Genomic DNA, 23,193 nt, shown 5'->3' with positions numbered 1-23,193 from the left:
ATGATTTGATGCTGCGTACCATTCCATGGCGCAACAACGCGACGCTCAAAAAGGTTTTTGGAGAACTTCGCCCCTATGTTGGTTTGGACTATGGTCGTGTTTTTGCACAACCTTTGTATGGTTTTACAAGCCAGCACCATCATTATATTTGCCAGCTCCCAATGTTACCAGACCCTGCATTAAGACGCCTCATAAGAGCTATTTTTAGTCTTTTCTTATATATTTTTTCACACTCCAACCCCACTTTTGATGTGCAAGCAAATGATTTTTATTGATTTAAGATAAATAGATTTGAAATAAGAAAACCCTACGATATTTGAGACGCTCATTCATAACAATAAATTATCTTTAAAAATCAATTTATTGTCGTGAATGAACAGCTGCTCGGTTGGACAACGAGCGTCAAGCTTTCGGGAGGATGGTTTCTTTTGATACCCGTTATTCCAGTATTTTCTGGAGCACGGTTAAGCACAAAAAGTCAGACACGTTTTGGGCGCTTTTGTTTTTCGTGATTTAAGATACAAATAAAACATCAAAGATAGACTATAATAGACCATATTAGTAAATAGATGAAACTTTGATAGTACTTGGGTAAAAAAAAGCCAATGATTGTTTTACTATTTGCGTTGGCATTGATTTCTCAATGATAAGCAATATTCTGTTATGTGTAGAATGGTGTTATTGAGTTTAGGTAAAAGAAATTTGTAAAAATATTACCATTAACAGTTATACAAAAATTGAATGAAAATGGATCCAACTTTAAGACACATAATTTTAGTATGGTTTAGTTGATAAATTTTCATTGGATGAAAAATTAAATAATTAAGAAGCCTTATTTTCATAATTTCTTTATTTTTTTGTGAGTGTGTCATTTTTGCTACAGATATTTCAAAAAAGATGCTCTATATACATTTCATTTTGGATATTTGGAGAGATTTTATGAATACAAAACGTTTAATAACAGCGTCTATTTTTTCTTTAATTTCAGCGTCTACAGCGCTAGCTGCTGATGTACTGATTCCTCATCAGACAGCACCATCAACTCCTTCTTCTACTATTGTTGCGCCTACTTTTTCATGGACGGGGCTTTATTTAGGTATCCAGGCTGGTGGCTTTTCAAGCAAGTCCGATATAGCTCTTGTCGGTCAAGAAAAGAGTTTTCCACTGGATAAAGAGTTCTCTCCTAAACTTTCAGGTTTTGCTGGTGGTTTTTATGCAGGGTCTAATATTGATCTAGGTGACAGCTTTATTTTTGGCGTCGATACGGATTTAATGTTGTCTGGAAAAAAACACACAAAGACTATTGCTATAGGTGCATCTGATAACGTTACGGTAGAAAATGCAGGGGGAAGATCCCGCAGATCAGCAGCACAGAGCCAGCCAACATCAACAGGCGGAGGAATAATAGTACATACACCAGCAGCAGGTACAGGAACCCCCGCAGCAGTACAAGGTGCAGGAACGCCTGCAGCACCAGGTGTAAAAGCAGCCACAACAGCAACAGGTGGAGGAACCCCCGCAGCAGGTGGAGAAAATCCAACAGCAAAACCTACAGAGGGTGCACGTAATGCATCATCTCCAACAATATCCGTCTCCTCTCCAGTGATGAAACCACAATCAGGATTGTCGTCAACGAGAACAAGCGTATCAGGAAATGGAACTGCACTTACCCCCTCCTCTAGCTCAGGGTTAAGATCAGCAGCTGCAGGAGGTCAATCATCAGGAGCAGGGGCGAGTGGAGCAAGTTCATCAACAAAATCCGCTACAACGGCACCAGCGACGCAGAAAGCGTCCATATCGGTACAATCATCAGCAGCAGAAAGAGCAGTACCAAGCGGAAGCCTTTTACTCGCGAGGTCAGGACCATCTAATTCAGGGACAGGTGCTTCCAATGGAACAAGTGGAGCGCATAGCGCTCATCATAGTTCTTCCCACGGTAGTGGAAATTCTAATCCGCATGGTGCGTCTCACCCAGGTGGGAATGGCTCTGGTACTAACCCACACGGTGCACAGGGTGCTAACTCACATGCTTCCCGTCCTCATGGAGTACAAAGTCAACAAGCGTCGAATAAGGATGATGCCAGCGTATATGGTATGGAGCAAATAAAAAAGATGGCTTCTGAACTTGGTCTTGATCAAGAGGATGACGTTGAAACTTTAAATCATACTTTCAAGCAAAATTGGGGTGGTGCTACACGGGTACGTATCGGTTTTGCTGCTGATCGCTTTATGCCTTATCTTGCGGGTGGTATTGCTTATGGGCAGTTCCAAGACACTGTATCAGTATCTGTTAAGGGTGAGGATGGAAGCGTTATTTCTTCTAGAAACTTAACCGATGAAACTAAAACCATGATTGGTTACACTCTTGGTGGTGGCGTTGATTTCTCAGTGTTGGATAATGTGATTGTGCGTGCAGAATATCGTTACTCCGATTTTGGTAAAAAGAAATTTGCAAAGGAAAAACTTGAAATTAACTACAAAACCAATGATTTCCGCGTTGGTGTAGCTTATAAATTCTAATCTGTTTTACGAGTAAATTTTTAAAGAGGCTCCACTATCAGTGGGGCCTTTATTTTTTTTTAAGCTCATTTTTTGGTTTATTTTCTTGTGAGTTTTATGATAAAGCCCATAAAGTGTGATGATATATTTTCTTGATCGCTGTTTAATACGAATGATAAGCTCGGCTTTCCCTATAGATAAAAACCAGAGTTACAGAGTTCAGGGAAGTTATGCAAAAATGAAATCGTAAAAGTGGACAGGAATATTTCACAATGACTGTGAAAAATGAAACGATAGATTATTCAAAAACTCTTTATCTCCCACAGACAAATTTTCCTATGCGTGCAGGGCTTCCGCAAAAAGAGCTAGAGTTAATGGCGCGTTGGGAAAATATAGGGCTTTATGCACAATTGCGCCAACAAGCAAAAGATCGTCCATTTTATATTCTTCATGATGGCCCACCTTATGCAAATGGCCATATTCATATCGGGCATGCTTTAAACAAAGTGCTAAAGGATGTGGTTGTCCGTTCATTTCAAATGCGGGGGTTTAATGCAAATTATGTCCCTGGTTGGGATTGCCATGGGCTTCCAATTGAGTGGAAAATTGAAGAAAAATATCGTGCACAAGGGAAAAATAAGGATGAGGTTCCTCTTAATGAGTTTCGTCAAGAATGCCGTGAATTTGCCCAACATTGGGTAACCATTCAAAGTGAAGAATTTAAACGCCTTGGTGTTGTGGGAGATTTTAGTGCACCTTATACCACAATGGCTTTTCAAGCAGAAGCACGCATTGCGAATGAATTGATAAAATTTGCGATGTCAGATCAGATTTATCGTGGTTCTAAGCCGGTGATGTGGTCCGTTGTGGAGCGTACAGCTTTGGCAGAGGCAGAGATTGAATATCATGATCATGAATCAGAGATGATTTGGGTTAAATTTCCGATTTTTGAAGTAAGTTCTGATGATTTATATGGTGCTTATGTCGTTATTTGGACAACAACACCATGGACAATTCCAGGAAATCGTGCTGTGAGTTATTCTTCGCAGATTTCTTATGGTCTTTACGAAGTTGAAAATGCTGAAAATGATTTTGGTCCTCAAGTGGGAGAAAAGCTTCTCTTTGCAGATGCTCTAGCCATGAGTTGCGCAGAAAAAGCCAAACTTGTTTTAAAACGTTTACGTACTGTTTCTGCGGATGAATTGAAAGTTCTTGTTCTTTCTCATCCACTCAAAGGTTTGGCTGGGGCGTATAATTATAAAATTCCATTGCTTGAGGGCTCCCATGTGACAGAGAGTGCGGGGACAGGTTTTGTCCATACAGCACCAAGTCATGGGCGTGAGGACTTTGAAATTTGGAATGATTATAAGCTGTTATTGGAGCAAGCGGGGATTGATACATCGATACCGTTTCCTGTTGATGATGCGGGTTTCTATACGAAAGATGTTCCGGGTTTGGGTCCGGATCGTGAAGGGGGGCCTGCACGTGTTATTGATGATAATGGCAAAATGGGTGATGCCAATAAAGAGGTCATTAATGCTTTAATTAAAGCAGATCGATTGTTTGCACGTGGGCGTTTAAAGCATTCCTATCCCCATAGTTGGCGTTCAAAAAAACCAGTTATTTTTCGTAATACACCGCAATGGTTTATTTCAATGGATAAAGATCTTGGGGATGGTTCAACTTTACGCAGTCGGGCTTTGGAAGCTGTTTCGAAGACGCGTTTTGTGCCATCTTCTGGACAAAACCGCCTTGCTTCTATGATAGAAGATCGTCCTGATTGGGTTCTTTCTCGCCAACGTTCTTGGGGTGTTCCTATTTGTATTTTTGCCAATGAGGATGGTGTTGTTTTGAAAGATCAGCGTGTGAACGAGCGTATTTTACAGGCTTTTGAAGCAGAAGGAGCAGATGCATGGTTTGCTGAAGGAGCACGTGAACGTTTTTTAGGTGATCGTGCGCATGAGCCTTGGGTCCAGGTTTATGATATTCTAGATGTTTGGTTTGATTCTGGAGCAAGTCATAGCTTTGTATTAGAAGATCGGGCTGATTTAAAATGGCCAGCAGATGTTTATTTTGAAGGTTCAGATCAACATCGTGGATGGTTTCAATCTTCTCTCTTGGAAAGTTGTGGTACGCGTGCTTGTTCTCCCTATAAGACAGTGATCACACACGGTTTTACTTTGGATGAGAATGGTAAAAAAATGTCTAAATCCTTAGGCAATACGGTTGTTCCGCAAGAGATCATTAAAACATCTGGAGCTGATATTTTTCGTCTCTGGGTCATGACAACTGATTATTGGGAAGATCAGCGTTTAGGTAAAAAAATCCTTCAGACCAATGTGGATTCATATCGTAAACTACGCAATGCAATTCGTTGGATGCTTGGAACTTTAGCTTACGATGAAGGAGAAAAAATATCTTATAGCGCACTGCCAGATCTTGAAAAATTTATATTACATCGGCTTTTTGAACTTGATGAATTAATTAATCACGCTTACGATGAATTTGATTTTAAAAAAATTATGCGTGCGTTATTAGATTTTTCAATCATTGAATTATCGGCGTTTTATTTTGATATCCGCAAAGATTCTCTTTATTGCGATGCGCCTTCATCACAAAAACGGAAGGCCTCTTTGCAGGTTGTTCGTGAGATTTTTGAGCGAATGGTGATATGGCTTGCTCCCATGTTGCCTTTTACGATGGAAGAAGCTTGGTTAGAACGTTATCCAGAAAGCCAATCGGTACATTTGGAACAATTTCGCTCTGTACCAGAAGAATGGCAAAACCAATCTTTAGCTGAGCGTTGGAAAAAAATTCGACAGGTTCGTAAAGTTGTGACAGGAGCTTTAGAGCTTGAGCGTGCTGATAAGCGTATTGGATCCTCGTTAGAAGCTGCTCCTATTGTTTTTATTTCCAATCCAATTTTACGAGAGGCATTAGAAAATGTAGATATGGCAGAAATCTGTATCACCAGTGCTCTCACAATTGTGCAGGATACAATGCCTTTAGATGCTTTTACTTTGAATGATGTTGAAGGTGTTGGTGTATATCCAGAGAAGGCGTCGGGGAAAAAATGTGCTAGGTCATGGCGTTATACACAAGATGTTGGGAGTGATCCGGTTTATCCTGATGTCTCTGCTCGTGATGCAGCTGCTTTGCGAGAATTAAAAATTCTTGGCAAGATTTAAAAAAATTTTAGATCAAGGGAAAGAAATGCAAGGAGATTTCCCATATTGATGAATATCGTTTTTTGTGGTAGGGAATGAGTTCCGTTGTTTTATCTGCAGGGGGGAAATTTGTGTATGGACCGTTCTCTCATAAATAGCGGGAATATTAATCAGCCATATACTTGGGAAATGGAATAAGCAGTGAGAAAACGTGAAGTAAAAATATTTCCAACAGGAATTTTAGGTATATGCTTTGTTTTAACGGGATGTAATTTATCTGCTCCTACCTATGGGACAAATAAACCGGTTTCGATACAGTTTTTTGAAGATGTTGCTAATATTGCTTCATTAACACCAGTAAATAACAGCAGTCAGGTTGTTATAAAGCCTCGCCCAGAACTTGTGATACCAAGTCCTAGCGCACGTCGATTTTTGCCGGTGCCACAACAAGATAGATCTGTCAATAAGGGCGCAGTATCAAAACAGCATCAAGAAAGTCATTTTTTTCCTCACAAAGGGTCTTCAGTTAATGGCTTTAGTCCAGAAAATCTTTCACAGTTGAATGCTAAACAACGACAAGAATATTTACGTCGTCAAAGAGCACAAATTGGAAGTCCAAAATACCGTCGCTATCTTACGGAACCACCTTTAAGTTATCGCCAACCGGCAAAGACTGCTCCTATTGGTCGCTAGAGAAGAAATATTAAAGTATATGAGGTGTTCTTCCTATTACTTATAATATCAAGTTCTCATCCGCGCAGAGCTTTCCTTTTGCAGCAGGGGAGCATGAAATATATGGCAATAGCATCAAGAGAGTGGTGCTGTGTTTATTTCACAATAAATATTTCTCAAGTTTTTCAAACCCATTTCACACCATCGCTCGTTTGGGGGATATAACGTGAAATCTATTGTTGTACCGCCATCTTTATGCTTATGAAGGAGCAGGTTGTTATCATCATTGTTTTGCTAGCCTTTAATGTTCTGACAGTCCGTGGCAGTGAAGAGTCTTCATAAGGAATACTTTTAGTCTTTTCTAAATTGTTTTTTATCCAGATGGTAATCACACTTTGTGATGTGTAAGAAAGAGATTTTTATTGATTCACCATAAACAGATTTGAAATGAGCATATTCTACGATTTTTTGGACTTTATATTTTATAGATAAAACAATGAATTATTCTCATAAATGAATAAATCAATCTAATAGAAGCGCTATGCAGTGTTAAAAGAGTGTTAGAGGAAAATCAGTTTTCACTATATTAAAAAGATTAATCGTCTTTTTTAAAGAATAGAATAGTTTCTAAAGAGTGAAAGTTATGGATAAAGAATTGTTTTTAGCATCGCTTTTGGATAAAAAAATCTTTCAGTAATTGAGAAGCTTCTTTTTCTTTAAAACCAGAATAAATTTCAGGTTTGTGATGACAAGTTGCTTGCTGATAAAAACGTGGGCCATTTTCTATAGCGCCTCCTTTTGGATCATTTGTTGCATAATACAGACGTCGTATGCGTGCAAATGAAATGGCAGCAGCACACATAGCGCAAGGCTCAAGTGTTACGTAAAGATCGCAATCAGGAAGCCTTTCGCTTTGCAATGTTTCGCAAGCCATACGAATTGCGCGCATTTCTGCGTGTCCTGTAGGATCATGGGCAGATTTTATAAAGTTACCAGCACGTGCGATGATAGCTTTTCCACGTGTAATGACAGCGCCTACGGGAACTTCATCTTTTTTTGCAGCCCACTGCGCTTCCAAAAGGGCTATTTCCATGGGCGTTAAAGTCATAATATTCTTTCTACTGACGGCATAGAGAATTTAAAGATTTCTCGATAAGGAATGTTATAGCATGAATAATTTTATTACGCTTTTATAATGAAAGGAATACCTTTATTTTTTAAGTGGTTAAAACAAACTTGCAAGTCAATGGATACGTTATTGTTGTTAAAGGATAGAAAATGATAAATGATTGTGCTACTTCCTCTTTCAGGATAAGCGGTATGGTGCATATGAATAATTTTCTGAACATACTGGCAAAAATTGGTTTGAAACGCAAATGAATGAAAATAATGAGAGTGAACGGATTGCTAAAAGGTTAGCGCGTGCGGGCGTTGCCTCGCGTCGAGATGCAGAAATGATGATTGTTGCAGGACGTGTTTCTGTGAATGGTACAGTTGTGACAACGCCTGCTTTTAATGTTAGCCGTTCTGATGCGATTAAAGTTGATGGCAAACCTTTACCTCCTATAGAACGAACGCGTTTATGGCTTTACCATAAACCAGCAGGGCTTGTCACCACGAACCGTGATCCGGAAGGTAGACCTACAGTATTTAGTCATTTACCAAAAGGGATGCCACGCGTTCTTTCTGTTGGAAGGCTTGATATTAACACGGAAGGACTTTTGCTCTTAACCAATGATGGTGGCTTAGCGCGCGTATTAGAGCTTCCTGTAACGGGGTGGGTCCGCAAATATCGCGTCCGCGCTCATGGAAGAATAAAGCAGAGTGCGCTGGATAACCTTAAAAATGGTATTGCGATTAATGGTATTTTTTATGGTTCGATTGAAGCCTCAATTGAACGGGAACAAGGGTCTAATATATGGCTTTCTGTTGCTTTGCGAGAAGGAAAAAATCGTGAAATAAAGAATGTTTTAGGGGCGTTGGGATTATCCGTTAATCGTTTAATCCGTGTCTCTTATGGCCCATTTCATCTCTCTGATTTAGAAGAAGGAGCTGTACAAGAATTAAAGGGGCGGATGTTACGAGATCAGTTGGGAGAGCGTTTGATTATGCAGGCTAATGCCGATTTTGATGCTCCTATTCTGAAACCCTTTTCAAATTCTGCAGTTGTTGCGGAAAAGCAAAGACAGAAGGATGTTTCAGTTGCCAATGATGGTTGGGTCTTTTCAAGTGAAAGAGCAATACGACGCAGCACGAGAGATCGTTCTGTTGAGCATAGTCGCGCACGGTTAAGGACAAAATCTCATGAGAATATGCATAAAGGCAAAAATGAGGAAGGAAAAGCAGAGCGTTTTCTACCGCGTTCTCGTCGTGCAAATGTTTGGATGGCTCCTGGTGCACGTCCGCAGAGTGCACGGAGGAAGCTTTCCTATAGTGAGGAGAAATCGCAGGCTCATAAGAGCGATTTAACTGGTAAAAAATCCTTTCATCAAGGCAAAGAAAAATTAAAAGATAATCACTTGAAGAAAGAGAAGGGGGAGCGTTTTATTCAAAAACGTGGCAAAACATCTTACGATGAGATGCGTGCATTTAGTAAGAAAGATCACTTTTCTAAGGATAAAGAGAAAATGAAAAGAGGTGGTCCTGATGAGCGTTCTTTTCAGAGAAAAGATAAGGTAAAATCGTTTAGTGGTGCTCTGAAAAAATCTAAACCACATAGAGATGGTGCAAAAACGTCGAAGAGATTTGGAGGACCACGTGCGGATTATCGGCGGTAAATTTGCTGGGCGTGTTTTGTTTTCGCCTGTTGATCAATCGATTCGCCCAACGAGTGATCGTACGCGAGAAAGCCTTTTTAATATTCTTTCTAGCCGTGAAGAACAGTTTTGGACCAATAAACGCATCCTTGATCTGTTTGCTGGTACTGGTGCTTTAGGCATTGAAGCCCTTTCACGTGGAGCAAAGGCTGCTGTTTTTGTTGAAAACTCGGTTGAGGGGCGTGGTTTGCTTCAAAAAAATATCGAATCCTTTGAATTACAGTCAATCGGACGGATTTTGCGGCGTGATGCAACCAAACTTGGCAAGATTGGAACAATGCTTCCATTTGATGTTATCTTTGCTGATCCTCCCTATAGTCGTTGTTTAGGTGAACAGGCTTTTGTAGAAGCTTTGCGAGGGGGATGGGTAAAAGCGGATACACTCTTTATACTTGAAGAAAAGAAAGATACAATCATTCATTTACCCGACGTTTTTTATCTAGATGATGAGCGTTTTTATGGTGATACAGCAATACGTCTTTATAAATTACGATTGCTTACGTCTTGAGAAAGTTCTTTTTTCTCCTTTTTTCTATCAATGATTTATCAACAGTTAAAACTTTTTAGCCATGTCAGTCTACATTGATATCTTAAATGGTGCGTAAATTCTCTTTTTGTTATTGTATGGACTTAAAAAACAGATATTTTTATTTAAGGGAGACAATAATGTTCATCTATACTGAATATTTGTGTGTTTATTTTATTAATATCGCTTGTTGATTTAATCATTCCCTATTAATGGTACTTGAAAAGATTAAATATCTTATCGTTGTGAATCTTTAAGAGTAATTGATATATTACTCTTTGTCACTAAGATACCTAATTTTGTAGAAAAGGGGGAGCTTATCATGTTTAAATGGAGCTATAGTGAAGAGATTAGTACACAAGCAAGTGCAGAGCAGATTTGGTCTATGTGGCAAGACGTAGCAACATGGCCTTGCTGGGATAGTGAACTTGAATGGGTAGAGTTTTCTGGTGCTTTTAAAGAAGGCGCTATAGGGCGCATGAAACCTAAAAAAGGACCAATAGTAACTTTTACACTTGATAAAGTTATAAAAAATGTTTGTTTTTCTGATTATGCGAAACTCCCTCTTACACGCATGAGCTTTGATCATGAATATATTTGTTCAACCAAATCTGGTTCTTCAAATAACAAAATTCGTCATACTGTAACGATGTATGGTTTACTTTCTCCTTTCTTTGGAATGATTATTGGATCAAAAATTAAGTTACATCTTCGCGATGCAATGATTGAAATGAGCAGACGCGCTCTTACTGAAAATAAAGCTCTCTGATGTATCTTCATAAAGAAGTTTATGACGGCTCATTTTGTTGAAGTTATTTAATGAAAAGACGTATTTTTAGGCTGTTGATATTTTAGTTTCTTGACAAGATTACTGTTTTTTATATGAGAGAGCTTATAGAAGTAAAGAAATATCCTAAAAGATAAATCATTTTCTTGATTTTTGCTTGAGAATTGAGGAAAGCCGTAGGAATGAGGAAGATTATTTAACACTCCAGAGGATAAAAAGCATGTGGTTTAAGTTGTTTTATACTTTTTGAATTTTTGAAGGTTTTGGCTTAAATCCAAGAGTTATTGCTAAGTCCTCTATTGATTTACGAGTTTTTTTGGTGATCTGATGGTGCGTTACAAATTTGGTTTTTAAAATGATAAGGGCTGATGAGAAATCTTGAAACTAAAGAGATTTTACGACATATTACCTCTTTTCATAAAGAAGCTAAAAGGAAAGTGATTTAATGCATTAAAAAAAGAATGCATGAGATGTGCATAATTTTATGAATGAACAAACAAGAATTATATTCTGATGTATATGAATTTTTCAGAGTGCTGATCAATGTAAATAATAAAATATTTTAGGGAGTCTATGAATGACTGACAAAAACCAGATTGAGAAAGCGGTTTCATTGGTTGAAGCGGCGAGGCGTTCTGGGGCGGATGCTGCTGATGCTGTTATTGTTCATGCGCATTCCACCAGTGTATCTGTTCGTTTTGGGAAAGTTGAATCGACAGAAGCAGCTGAGAGCAATGATTTTACTTTAAGGGTTTTTGTTGGAAAAAAAGTAGCAAGTGTTTCTGCTAATTTAGCGTCTTATCCGCAAGAACTTGCAGAACGTGCTGTTGCAATGGCTAAAGCTTCTCCCGATAGTTTATTTGAAGGTTTGGCAGATAAAGAGTGTTTAGTTAAGAATCCTAAAGATCTTGATCTTTTTGATGATTTTGTACCCAGCAGTCATTTTTTAACAGAGGATGCTTTAAAAACAGAAGCGGCAGCTCTGGATGTTAAAGGTGTAAGCAATTCTGGCGGCGCTGCAACAGCGTATGGCCGTAGTGGTTTTATTCTTGTGACCAGCGATGGTTTTTGTGGCTCCTATCGCTCTAGTTACTTTTCACGTTCTTGCAGTGCTCTTGCGGGGGAAGGGACACAGATGGAGCGGGATTATGATTATACAACAGCTTTACATTTTTCTGATTTAGAGGATGCAGAAACTGTAGGAAAGAATGCAGGGCTTGGTGCTGTTCGACGTGTGGGGGCTGTTCGTGCAGCAACAGGAGGCATTGATGTTATTTTTAGTCCGCGTACAGCGCGTGGAATTGCAGGGCATATCGCCTCTATGGTCAATGGGGCATCTGTAGCACGCAAAACGAGTCTTTTACAGGACTTCTTAGGCAAGCCAGTGATGAAGCCTAATGTTAATGTGACCGATCAGCCTTTGCGATTACGGGGAAATGCTTCTCATCCTTTTGATGGAGAAGGGATAGAGGGGAAAACACTCAATATTATTGAAAATGGTATTTTAAAAAACTGGCTTCTTTCATCATCCACAGCACGTGAATTGGGGCTTCAAACCAATGGACATGGTGTGCGTTCGGGGTCATTGGTGCAGCCGACAAGTACAAATTTTGCTATTGAACCGGGTTTAGTATCACCTTGCGATATGATAAAAGATTTAGGAAATGGATTTTATGTGACAGAATTATTCGGTCATGGCATTGATTTTGTTACCGGTCAGTATAGTCGAGGTGCTTCTGGTTTTTGGATTGAAAATGGTGAAATTGCTTATCCGGTGAGTGAAGTAACACTAGGCTCTGATTTGCTCCATATGTTAGCACATTTAACACCTGCCAATGATATTGATCGGCGTTATGGGACAGCGGCTCCAACATTGTTAATTGAAGGGATGACACTTGCAGGAAAATAACACGCATCATTCTTCTGATTTAAATCTTTTGCGTGAGGTTTGTCGAGAGGCAGGAGATTTAGCAATGCGGTATTTTGGATGCACCTTGGATGTTTGGATGAAAGAGGGTAATTCACCGGTCAGTGAAGCAGATTTTGCTGTTGATCATTTTTTGAAAGAGAAGCTTCTTGGGGCACGTCCAAATTATGGATGGATTTCAGAAGAAACAAAAGATAATCGAGAACAACAAAATTATGAGCGCTCCTTTGTGGTTGACCCTATTGATGGAACACGAGGTTTTCTTTCTGGCAGTCCTTATTGGTGTATTTCGGTTGCTATTATCGAGAATGGTCGTCCTATTGTGGGCGTCTTACAATGTCCAGCTCAAGGAGATGTCTATGCAGCTGTCACGGGTGGAGGGGCCACATTAAATGGGATGAAACTTCCTCGTTTAGCCTTTCAGGTTCATCGAAAATATAAAATTTCGCTTGATAAATCGCTCGCACAAAAATTACCCGATGATTTTCTCAATCGGTTTAGTCTTTACCATTATCTTCCCTCTCTTGCTTATCGTATTGTTCTCGTGGCTCAAGACGAGATCGATATCGTGTTAGTTCGTCCGAATTGTCATGAATGGGATATTGCCGCGGCTGATCTTATTTTGCATGAATGTGGAGGGCGTTTTTTATCGCTTGATGCCCCTTTATTATCTTACGGAATTGAACCTTATCAATATGGACTTTTAATTGCTGGTAAAAATAATTGCTGTCAGGATATGATAGATGTTGTTCATCAAGCAAAGTTAGTTTAATCGCGTAAAAGCACACTAAAATTATCTGAATGATATGGAGGCACATATGACCCAAACCAACGGAAAAAAGCAATATTTATACCTTGTATTTGGTGGTGAATTAAAAAATCTTAAGAGTAATCAATTTAAAAACGCTGATGATTTAGATGTGGTTGGTATTTTTTCAAGTTATCAATCCGCTAAAGAAGTATGGCAGGCAAAAGCACAAAGCAGTGTAGATAATGCATTACAACGTTATTACATCGTGGATTTGCATCAGTTTTTTAATACTGAAACAGGCGATGCAGAATAAAGCTTGAATATTTGATCATTATATCCGCTATCTTATACTCGTTTATCGTGCTCTCTCAGAGGCCCATCTTTTAAGAAAAATAGAATATCATAGAAGAAAATGCTATTATTATTGTAACTCATAGATTTCCTAAGAAAATATTTCTCAAGGCGTAAAATCTATTTTATAATGGTATTTGCGCGAGGGATAAATCCATATATCGCTGTCTTTTACGCTTAAATATGAACAAAAATGCAAGTTTTCACCTTTGTACATTTTGTCAAAATATTAGAATAAACTTTCGCGCTTGAGATAGGACATAAGAGGCATGGTTACTCCTTTTTTCAGTATTTTTTTATCTATACTCCCTCTCTCTGTGGTGTGTAAGCAAAAGGTTTTGATTACTTCAACATAAGGTGGCTATAAATAATTGAGGGGCAAGTTACGCAGTGGCAAATCATTATACATTAATATACTACCTAATTATGCGAATATCGTGTGATTAAGTTTTTAGATTTAATGTCAGAGTGCGTAAAAGCATTCAAAAAAAGAGGCGATACGTTTAAGTGCTTTTGGTAAAATATAGCACTTATAGATAACAAGGTGGTTTGTATAAGTTTTTATTATGAAAGAAATGAGGTATATCTCTTTATTTATAAGATAGATTTAGATAACAATTGCAAAGACACAAAGGTGCGTGTTACCCATTTGTTATCGCTTTTTTTACATAAGAAATATTATCTCAGAATTTTTTTGTTCTCAAATTGAGAAAACTTTTTCTCTATTTTTTCTTAATTGTGCAAAGATAAATATAGAATTTACAAAACAGTGTAAGTGCAACATGATTGTGATTGGAATAGAAAGTGTACAGCATATCACGTTTATAAAAAAATTTGAGTATTATTAACGTGTGCAATGCCTTTAAATCTGAGAAAAAATATGGCTATAAATGTGCCTATTTCATATGGAAGGTAAAGAAAGCTGGAAAAAGACATTGTATAGTCAATGATCTGTATACTCTATTGTATTTTGTGTATATGTTATTCTTATAGGAATAATTTTTGAAAAAGGGGATAAAATTATGTTCCTTTTCTCTTTGTATCTTTAAATTTTTCATGGGAGAAATATTTTTTATCCAAGATACGGATAGTCTTAAAAAAACATAGATGTAAACCAATGGTGTTGATGAATTTTTTAATAAAGTGAGCCTATAGATATCTCAAAACAGCTGAATGAGGTGATGTTAAATGGTAGAATTAAAGGCACATGTGGCTCTTTTAACCTATCGGATGATTGGCTTTTTCTTATATCCTGTTATCCCTTTTTATTTGTTTTTTCGTGCTATCCGTGGAAAAGAAGAGTGGTGTCGCAAAAAAGAGCGTTTAGGTAAAAGCTCCCTTCTACGTCCTCAAGGTTCATTAGTTTGGTTGCATGCAGCAAGTGTGGGAGAAACACTTGCGCTTGTTCCACTTATTAATCATATTTTATCATTAAAAATAAATGTGTTATTGACGACGGGGACGGTAACATCTTCTTCTCTTGTGAGAAAACATTTTGGGAATCGGTTGATTCATCAATATGCGCCTTTGGACTTGGATTTTGTCGTGCGGCGTTTTATTCGTCATTGGAAGCCTGATCTCGTTTTGGTTTGTGAATCGGAAATTTGGCCTCTGCGTATTAAAGAATTAGCCAAAATGTGTATTCCGCAGATTCTGGTTAATGCCCATATGTCTGAACATTCTTTTAAAGCGTGGCAAAAACGGCGCGTTCTTGCCAAACATATTTTTAAGGATATTGATTTGGCAATTAGTCAGAATGAAAGAGATGTCATTTATTACCATACACTTGGCGTAAAATCTGTTACGTTTTCTGGTAATCTGAAGGCTGATGTTTTTTTGGTTGAAGATCAAGCATTGCTTACACGTTATCGTAATGCTATCGGTAATCGCCCAGTTTGGGCTGCTATTTCAACGCATGAAGGAGAAGAAGAGATAGCTTTTGAGGTCCATAAGATTGTTAAAAATTATTTGCCAGATTTATTAACGATTATTGTACCTCGTCATCCTGAACGTATAGAAGATCTTATCAAAAAATGTGACAATCAGAGTTTACGTTTTATTCGCAGAAGCAGAAATGCTATTCCAGATATGAATACCGACATTTTATGGGGAGATACGATTGGAGAAATGGGACTTTTTCTTCGTTTATCGAAAGTTTCTTTTGTTGGTAAGTCGTTATGTGGAAAGGGTGGGCATAATCCATTGGAATTGGCTTTGCTGGATTCCGCTATTTTAACGGGACCTCATATTTCAAATTTTCAAGAGATGTTTGAACAATTTTTAAGGCATGATGCAGCATATATGGTTCAAGATACAAAACAACTTGCGATTGAAGTGTATAAACTTTTAACAAATGAAATATTGCGAAAAGAAATGGTCGATAAGGCCCATGAGGTCGCAATGGGTATGGCAGGTGCACTTGAGCGTACATTAAAGATTTTAGATCCATTTTTACAACCCCTTGTCATACAAACAGGTTTACGTCAGCGTCAGAGTGGATATGCATATTAACGCCCCTCATTTTTGGTGGAAAAATAAAAGCTTTTTGCGTTTTTTATTAGCTCCAATTTCATGGGGGTATGGTTATTTTGCACATCGTTTTATGGCAAGACAGCCTCCCGTAATTGATCTTCCGGTTTTATGTATTGGAAATTTTACATGCGGTGGTACGGGTAAAACGCCAGTTGTTATTGCTTTTGCCAAAGTAGCTAAAGAACTTGGTTTTGTTCCTGGTGTTGTATCACGTGGTTATGGTGGAGATGTTAAAGGAGTGCATCTTGTAAATGAGAAAGATGACACTGCCCACGATGTTGGAGATGAAGCTCTTTTACTGGCACAGCATGCTTTTGTCGCTATATCGGTTAATCGTTATGCAGCAGCACAACGGCTGAAAAAAGAGGGATGTGATCTTATTTTAATGGATGACGGTTTTCAAAGCCGCCGCCTTTATATGGATTATGCGTTACTTGTTGTTGATGCGATGCGTGGTTTTGGTAATGGAGCTGTCTTTCCAGCAGGACCTTTACGTGTTCCATTAAAAACGCAATTTTCTTTTATGGATAGCGTTTTATTGATTGGTCACTCAGATGGGAGTGATAATGTTACTTTTCTTGTTGCGCAGACAGGAAAGCCTTTGCATCGTGCTCATCTTAAGGCAAGTGCTTCTGATGAGGTTTCAGGAAAACCGTTTTTAGCATTTGCAGGGATTGGTAATCCAGATAAATTTTTTCAATCCATTAAAGAATTATCTGGTCATGTGGTACAAACTTATACCTATCCAGATCACTATTTTTTCACGGATAAAAATTTAACAAGTCTTGTGCAAAAAGCTCAAATGCACAATTTATGGCTAGCGACAACAGCTAAAGATTATATCCGTATACAGACAATTCATACGCAAAAAGATTTAAAAAATCTTATTGTTTTTGATGTAGAAGTCGATTTTCTTCAAAAAGATTTCTGTCGCATACTCCTTGAGGAGGTCATAACCCGCTTTAGAAAACGTTCTTATGAATTTTCTTGTCAGAAAGGCAAAGGCTAAATTTATAGCTTTTAAGGGGCTATTCTTTTTGTGTTTTTAACAATTGCTTGAGATATGGGTTGCATTCAAGTTCACGGTGATAGGAGATTTCACAACTAGCATATGCTTCCTGGCGGTGATGATTCCAATATTTTAAATCATCTATAGGGATTTTTTGCCCGCTAACGGCACAAATGGTATAGGTTCCATATTCCACAATGTCATATCCATTATTAGAATAACGGACTTTTGCTTCGCGTTCACCATTGGAAAACATTTTAGTTCCTTTTTACTTGACAGTATTATTCAAAAAAAATGCCATAAGATATATTATAAAGTCGAGAGTTAATTGAAAAATATTTTTCTTGTCAAAATGGTTAAGCGTTTATTTTCTGCCAAAAAGCCGTTCTATATCTGCTAATTTAAGTTCAATATAAGTAGGACGTCCATGATTACACGTACTTGTATTGGGTGTTGCTTCCATTTGTCGTAATAATGTATTCATTTCTTCGGGACGTAAAAGGCGCCCTGAGCGTATTGAGCCGTGACAAGCCATCGTTGCTGCAACATAATCAAGCATTGCTTTTAAATTATTTGTTGTATCATACTCAGCGGCTTCATCTGCAAGATCTTTAATAAGGGCTTGCACGTTGATTTCTCCTAACATAGAAGGTGTTTCGCGTACAAGAATTGCACCAGGTCCAAATGGTTCTATTCCTAATCCAAATTTTTGCAAAGCATCTTTGTGCGTTAAGAGGCATGTTGCATCCTCTTCAGAGAGTTCTACAATTTCGGGAATCAGTAATAATTGTGAAGGAAGTGGTTTGGTATAAAGGGCATTTTTAAGTGCTTCATAAACCAATCGTTCATGCGCAGCATGTTGATCGACAATGATCAAACTATCTTGAGTTTGGGCGATAATATAGTTTTTATGGATTTGTGCTCTGGCTGCACCTAGAGGATAAGATAATTCTTCTGACGAAGGTATAGTGCTTGAATAGGTAGCACCACTTGGTGTATTTAAGCCCTCCATAATAGGCGTGGCATCTTCTTTTAAACCAAAAGAGCTGGTATTCTCCAATGGTTTGTGAACCATTGAAGCGGCGGCAAAATGATGAGATTGCGGGCTGTAAGAAGAGGATTGGTGAGTGTTTTTAAAATTGCCCAGTGATTGTTGTATCAACGGTTTTTGTGTTTGAAAAGCTGTAAGCATTGCTTCAGAACGGGTTGAAGTTGGGCGAATACCAGATTGCTGCAATGCTTCACGAATGGCTCCAACGATTAAACCACGAATTAATCCTGGATCACGGAATCTCACATCAGCTTTGGCTGGATGAACATTAACATCGACCTCAGTAGGAGGAAGATCAATAAAAAGAATAGCAACAGGATAACGATCCCGTGTCATGACATCCGCGTAAGCACCTCGAATTGCTCCCCATAGAAATTTATCACGCACCGGACGTCCATTAACATAAGCAAATTGATGGAGGCTATTATTTCGGTTGAAAGATGGCAAACAAGCAAACCCCGTTAAGCGCACGGATTCGCGTTCAGCATTCAGTGCAATACTGTTAGGGGCAAATTCTTTTCCCATAATTTGGGTAATACGTTGTAATTGTCCTTGAGTATTATTTTCTGTAGCAAACAGTTCCATAGATGTTCTGTCTAGTCCTGAAAGAGAAAAACGGATATGTGGGAATGCGATAGCAATGCGCTTAATCATATCACTAATAGCATTTGTTTCAGCTCGATCAGTTTTCATAAATTTTAACCGTGCAGGTGTGACAAAGAAAAGATCTCGAACTTCAACAATTGTTCCCAGATTTGCAGCAGCGGGTTTGGGACCTACAATTTTGCCTGCAGTAACAGAAATTTCAGCAGCATTCTCCGCCTCTTTTGTCCGTGAAATGAGTTTGAGTTTAGCAACAGAACCAATAGAAGGGAGGGCTTCTCCTCTAAACCCAAGGAAGCAGATATTGTGTACGTCATCAGTAATTTTTGAGGTACAATGGCGAGAAACAGCTAAAGTTAACTGATCAGCAGAAATCCCACAACCATTATCACTTACCTTTATAAAATTTTTTCCACCATTTGCTGTAATAATTTCAATGCGTGTTGCACCGGCATCAATAGCATTTTCAACAAGTTCTTTGACAACATTTGCTGGTCGTTCAATAACTTCACCAGCGGCGATTTGGTTAATAATATTTTCGCTAAGATGGCGTATAATCATATAGATCCTAACAGGGCTCTTAAGGGGGGTATAGCAAATTATGATAACATCATTTGTGTAACATTCAAGAATGAGAAGGTATAAGATGTATTATTTCTAAACGCTTCTTATTTTTTCGAGAGCGTATTATACTAAATGTTTTTTATTGTTCAAAATATCAACAAATTACTTGGAAAAAATAGAAAAAATATTTTTTATCATCCTAAAATAACTTGCACCAATTTATCATCTAAGTCAAAAAAGAAACAGTGTAAAAAGGGAAGGCAACATATATGGCGCGTCTAAGCGGTATTTTAGCAGATAGAGATATACAAGCTTTGATTGATAATAACGTTCTGAAAGCGCACAGTCCGTTTGATAGATCTCAAATACAACCAGCAAGCCTTGATCTTCGTTTAGGGGAGAAAGCTTATCGTATCCGTGCTTCCTTTATGCCGGGCCTTGAGGCAAAAGTTTTGGATAAGCTTGAACGTTTAAAGTTGCATGAGTTTGATTTACGAGATGGCGCTGTTTTGGAAACAGGGTGTGTTTATATTGTTCCGCTTTTGGAAAGTTTGGCTTTACCAGAATTTTTATCTGCTATTGCCAATCCCAAAAGCTCTACGGGACGATTAGATATTTTTACACGGGTCATTACGGATAATGCTCAAGAGTTTGATAAAATTTGTGCTGGTTATCATGGTCCGCTTTATCTGGAAATTAGTCCACGAACATTTCCGATTTTTGTGCGTACTGGCTCGCATTTATCACAGCTTCGATTTAGAAAAGGACAAAGTTATTTAAATGAAACTGAGCTGTATACTTTGCAAAGGAAAGAAACGTTGATATCGGATGATCTTCCTAATATTAGCGCTGGAGGTATTGGACTTTCCATTAATTTAAAAGGAGATAAAAACGGGCTTATAGGTTATCGTGGTAAACATCATACAAGTGTTATTGATATCGATAAACGTGCTGCTGTTCACGTTTTAGATTTTTGGGAACCTCTCTTTGATCGTGGTCAAAGGGAGCTGGTTCTTGATCCTGATGAGTTTTATATTTTAGTCTCACGAGAGTTTGTGCATGTGCCTCCGCTTTATGCTGCAGAAATGACCCCTTTTGATCCTTTAGTGGGTGAGTTTAGGGTGCATTATGCAGGCTTTTTTGATCCAGGATTTGGGCATATGGAAGCGGGCGGTAAAGGGGCTAGAGCGGTTTTAGAAGTACGCAGCCATGAAGTTCCTTTTATCCTAGAGCATGGTCAAATTATTGGTCGTTTGATTTATGAGCATATGCTTAATCGACCGTCAGTCCTTTATGGGCATGATATTGGGTCACATTATCAAGCGCAGGGTTTAAAGTTGTCTAAACATTTTAAATGAGTTGAAACGGCGAATTTTGATAAAATATATGCAGAAAATATTGTTCTTCATAAAACCGGTAGCAAGCATTCTATTTTCAGCGTTAAAAGTTATAATAATTGCCTTATACTAAGAGGCATTTTTACTTCTTTTTTAACGTTTTTTATCCATGAGGGCTTCATTTATAATGAACAAAAGAATAGGTTTAATTCTTACCCAATATGTCATGCCTATATATTATGATAATAAATCGACCAGTTAATAAAATTCGATATAACAATAATGGATTCTTCTTTTAATACAAACATGCAAGAATCAGATGCTGCTATTAACTTCATTTTTCTAGAGCTTAAATATTTTATTTTCGTATAAAACTGATCATTAAGAGCTCATAAATAGTTTTTACTACAATTCAGTAATAGTTTTTTAATGAAGAATGTTCTAAGTTTAGGAACTCATTTATAGTTATTGTCGGAGAATTATTAAAGAGGAAGATCTTTTATTCCTATAAAAATTGAATTTTTTATATTCTATATGAATGAGATACTGTTAAAATTTTATGAACAACTAATAGGTCTGATTTTTAAGTATTCATATGAGAAAGTTTGATGTACGCTACAGCTTTATTTCAATTATTCATAAATACTTTTTTAGCTTTTGGGGGGAGAAAATTATAGTTTATACTTAATGAGTATAGACTTCATCTTTTTAAAAAAGACAGTATAAATAATCTTTAGAGGAAGAAACAAATTCAAATCATAGCGAACCAACAGAAGAAGCAATCGCTTTCGAAGAGATACTTATTTACAGGAAGTATAGCACTTCAATTGCACATAAACAATGTATGAGTAAGTATATTATTGATCCTACTCCATACTGTGAGGTTTAAGATTTGGGATAGAGAAAGAAAGGCGTTGTTTTTATCGATGAGTTTTTTTAGAAAGTTGCAATCTCTGTTACCTCTATCTATTCAATAGAGCGTTTTAGGAAGATGTCAAATAGGAGATACTGGGGCTCTTGTATTTTTTTAAGATGTCTTCGCTTTTCATTTAGGAACAATGGTGCCATCAATGATTATTTCTTCAACATTTGATTATCGCAAGGCTGCAAAGCGTCGTCTTCCTCCCTTTCTTTTTCACTATATTGATGGTGGAGCTTATGCTGAAGAAACGATGCGACGTAATTGTACAGATCTTCAAGCACTTGCACTACGTCAAAGGGTTCTAAGGCAAGTTGGTACCGTTGATCTTTCAATGAGGCTTTTTGATCAGACACTTAATTTACCGATTGTTCTTGCACCTGTTGGGCTAACGGGCATGTATGCACGCCGTGGTGAGATACAAGCTGCACGTGCAGCCGTTGCAAAAGGGATTCCTTTTACTCTATCTTCTGTTTCAGTTTGCCCTATTGCCGAGGTGCAGGAAGCAGTTGGAGATGCATTTTGGTTTCAACTTTATGTTCTCAAAGATCGTGGGTTCATGCGTGATGCATTGGAGCGTGCTTGGGCATCCGGTGTTCGCACGTTGGTTTTTACGGTTGATATGCCAGTTCCTGGGGCACGTTACCGTGATGCGCATTCAGGGATGTCTGGTCCTTATGCTGGATTACGCCGTTTTTTACAAGCTTTTACACATCCATATTGGGCTTGGAACGTTGGTATTATGGGGCGCCCCCATGATCTTGGAAATATTTCCACTTATCTCAAAAAGAAGATTGCATTGGATGATTATGTTGGTTGGATTGGTGCAAATTTTGATACATCAATTAGTTGGCATGATCTACAATGGATTCGCGATTTTTGGAAAGGAAAAATGATTTTAAAAGGTATTCTTGATCCAGAAGATGCGAGGGAAGCAGTACAATCTGGTGCTGATGGAATTGTTGTTTCCAACCATGGTGGACGCCAACTCGATGGTGTCTTATCAACGGCACGAGCATTACCCGTAATTGCGGATGCTGTAAAGAGTGATTTAGTTATTTTAGTGGATTCTGGTGTGCGTTCTGGTCTTGATGTTGTACGCATGATAGCACAAGGTGCAGATGCTGTCATGATTGGTCGTGCTTTTGTTTATGCACTTGCAGCAGCAGGTGAGAAAGGTGTTACTCACCTGCTTGATCTTTTTGCCAATGAAATGCGGGTAGCTATGACATTGACTGGTGCTCAGACAATCAAAGAGATTACGCACAAAAGCTTAGTGAATACAGATATTTTTAAGCAATGAAAGTTTTTATACTTCTTTTAGAAAAAGAAAAGTTTTAATAAAAGAGCATCATTATATATTTTACAGATATGTTGACATAACGTGAAAGAAAAAGGTCAAAAATCTCTTCTATAAAATGACAATAAATACCCAATAAATATAATAATAGTAAAAAATCTTAATAACAATCAAAGCAGAAAAATTACAAATAACACTTCATAAATCTGTTATTCACTTTGTTAAAATGCATTCTAAGGATAAAAAGGAACAAACGCTGCGAGCAAAGGCATAACAACTGTTGATATAGAAAAAATAGATATAAATAATGCTGTGAACATTTTTCCTCTCCTATTTATAAAAAATATAATAAACTATATATATTTAACATAAAATTAAATAC

General features: G+C 37.9%; 17 protein-coding genes. 14 read left to right on the top strand and 3 right to left on the bottom strand.

Going from position 1 to position 23,193, the window contains the following annotated elements:
- From FS875_RS10380 to FS875_RS07075, 4 genes are all read left to right on the top strand, one after another.
- Positions 1–275, top strand: a 275-nt coding sequence (locus FS875_RS10380) for a hypothetical protein (protein WP_207999999.1), incomplete at its 5' end; no start/stop codon positions are given.
- Positions 276–939: 664 nt separating this feature from the next.
- Positions 940–2,520, top strand: coding sequence for a porin (locus tag FS875_RS07085; protein WP_144754953.1), 1,581 nt, complete (start codon positions 940–942; stop codon positions 2,518–2,520).
- 251 nt (positions 2,521–2,771) lie between these two features.
- Entirely contained in the window at positions 2,772–5,687 is a 2,916-nt protein-coding gene (gene ileS, locus FS875_RS07080; protein ID WP_144754950.1) for an isoleucine--tRNA ligase, read from the top strand.
- A gap of 180 nt (positions 5,688–5,867) precedes the next feature.
- Positions 5,868–6,359: a hypothetical protein gene (locus tag FS875_RS07075; protein WP_144754947.1), complete on the top strand. Its 492-nt coding sequence runs from the start codon at positions 5,868–5,870 to the stop codon at positions 6,357–6,359.
- A 640-nt stretch (positions 6,360–6,999) separates the two neighbouring features.
- Here FS875_RS07075 and FS875_RS07070 read toward each other — a convergent pair.
- Positions 7,000–7,446, bottom strand: coding sequence for a nucleoside deaminase (locus FS875_RS07070; protein ID WP_144754944.1), 447 nt, complete (start codon positions 7,444–7,446; stop codon positions 7,000–7,002).
- Between the two features lie 268 nt (positions 7,447–7,714).
- Here FS875_RS07070 and FS875_RS07065 point away from each other — a divergent pair, with 268 nt between their 5' ends.
- From FS875_RS07065 to lpxK, 8 genes are all read left to right on the top strand, one after another.
- Complete coding sequence (locus FS875_RS07065; RefSeq protein ID WP_144754943.1) at positions 7,715–9,115, top strand: pseudouridine synthase; 1,401 nt, start codon at positions 7,715–7,717, stop codon at positions 9,113–9,115.
- Positions 9,096–9,662 (top strand): 16S rRNA (guanine(966)-N(2))-methyltransferase RsmD, encoded by a 567-nt coding sequence (rsmD, locus tag FS875_RS07060; protein ID WP_144754940.1) that lies wholly within the window; start codon positions 9,096–9,098, stop codon positions 9,660–9,662. The genes FS875_RS07065 and rsmD overlap by 20 nt, the downstream gene beginning before the upstream one ends.
- 340 nt (positions 9,663–10,002) lie before the next feature.
- Positions 10,003–10,449, top strand: a complete 447-nt coding sequence (locus tag FS875_RS07055; protein ID WP_144754937.1) for an SRPBCC family protein — start codon at positions 10,003–10,005, stop codon at positions 10,447–10,449.
- A gap of 595 nt (positions 10,450–11,044) precedes the next feature.
- Entirely contained in the window at positions 11,045–12,376 is a 1,332-nt protein-coding gene (locus tag FS875_RS07050; RefSeq protein ID WP_144754934.1) for a TldD/PmbA family protein, read from the top strand.
- Positions 12,363–13,166: a 3'(2'),5'-bisphosphate nucleotidase CysQ gene (locus tag FS875_RS07045; RefSeq protein ID WP_144754931.1), complete on the top strand. Its 804-nt coding sequence runs from the start codon at positions 12,363–12,365 to the stop codon at positions 13,164–13,166. Before FS875_RS07050 ends, FS875_RS07045 begins: the two co-directional genes overlap by 14 nt.
- A gap of 46 nt (positions 13,167–13,212) precedes the next feature.
- The gene (locus FS875_RS07040) at positions 13,213–13,458 is read left to right on the top strand and encodes a DUF4170 domain-containing protein (RefSeq protein WP_144754928.1); all 246 of its coding nucleotides are present in this window, start codon (positions 13,213–13,215) and stop codon (positions 13,456–13,458) included.
- A gap of 1,226 nt (positions 13,459–14,684) precedes the next feature.
- Positions 14,685–16,007 carry a lipid IV(A) 3-deoxy-D-manno-octulosonic acid transferase gene (gene waaA, locus FS875_RS07035; protein ID WP_144754925.1) on the top strand — a complete coding sequence of 441 codons (1,323 nt, stop codon included), beginning with the start codon at positions 14,685–14,687 and terminating at the stop codon, positions 16,005–16,007.
- Positions 15,997–17,037, top strand: coding sequence for a tetraacyldisaccharide 4'-kinase (gene lpxK / locus FS875_RS07030; protein ID WP_144754922.1), 1,041 nt, complete (start codon positions 15,997–15,999; stop codon positions 17,035–17,037). Before waaA ends, lpxK begins: the two co-directional genes overlap by 11 nt.
- A gap of 19 nt (positions 17,038–17,056) precedes the next feature.
- Here lpxK and FS875_RS07025 read toward each other — a convergent pair whose 3' ends face one another.
- Together FS875_RS07025 and mutL are read right to left on the bottom strand one after the other, a co-directional pair.
- Complete coding sequence (locus FS875_RS07025) at positions 17,057–17,293, bottom strand: DUF2093 domain-containing protein (RefSeq protein ID WP_120121757.1); 237 nt, start codon at positions 17,291–17,293, stop codon at positions 17,057–17,059.
- 108 nt (positions 17,294–17,401) lie between these two features.
- Complete coding sequence (gene mutL, locus FS875_RS07020) at positions 17,402–19,252, bottom strand: DNA mismatch repair endonuclease MutL (RefSeq protein ID WP_144754919.1); 1,851 nt, start codon at positions 19,250–19,252, stop codon at positions 17,402–17,404.
- Positions 19,253–19,524: 272 nt separating this feature from the next.
- Between mutL and FS875_RS07015 the strand changes: the two genes are divergently transcribed.
- Positions 19,525–20,613, top strand: a complete 1,089-nt coding sequence (locus tag FS875_RS07015; RefSeq protein ID WP_144754916.1) for a 2'-deoxycytidine 5'-triphosphate deaminase — start codon at positions 19,525–19,527, stop codon at positions 20,611–20,613.
- Positions 20,614–21,662: 1,049 nt separating this feature from the next.
- Positions 21,663–22,814 carry an FMN-dependent L-lactate dehydrogenase LldD gene (lldD, locus tag FS875_RS07010; protein WP_144754913.1) on the top strand — a complete coding sequence of 384 codons (1,152 nt, stop codon included), beginning with the start codon at positions 21,663–21,665 and terminating at the stop codon, positions 22,812–22,814.
- Positions 22,815–23,193 lie beyond the last annotated feature (379 nt).

It is taken from the genome of Bartonella saheliensis, assembly GCF_902162175.1.
Note: the sequence above shows the minus strand (reverse complement) of the source record. Positions and strands in the feature narration are given on the sequence as shown.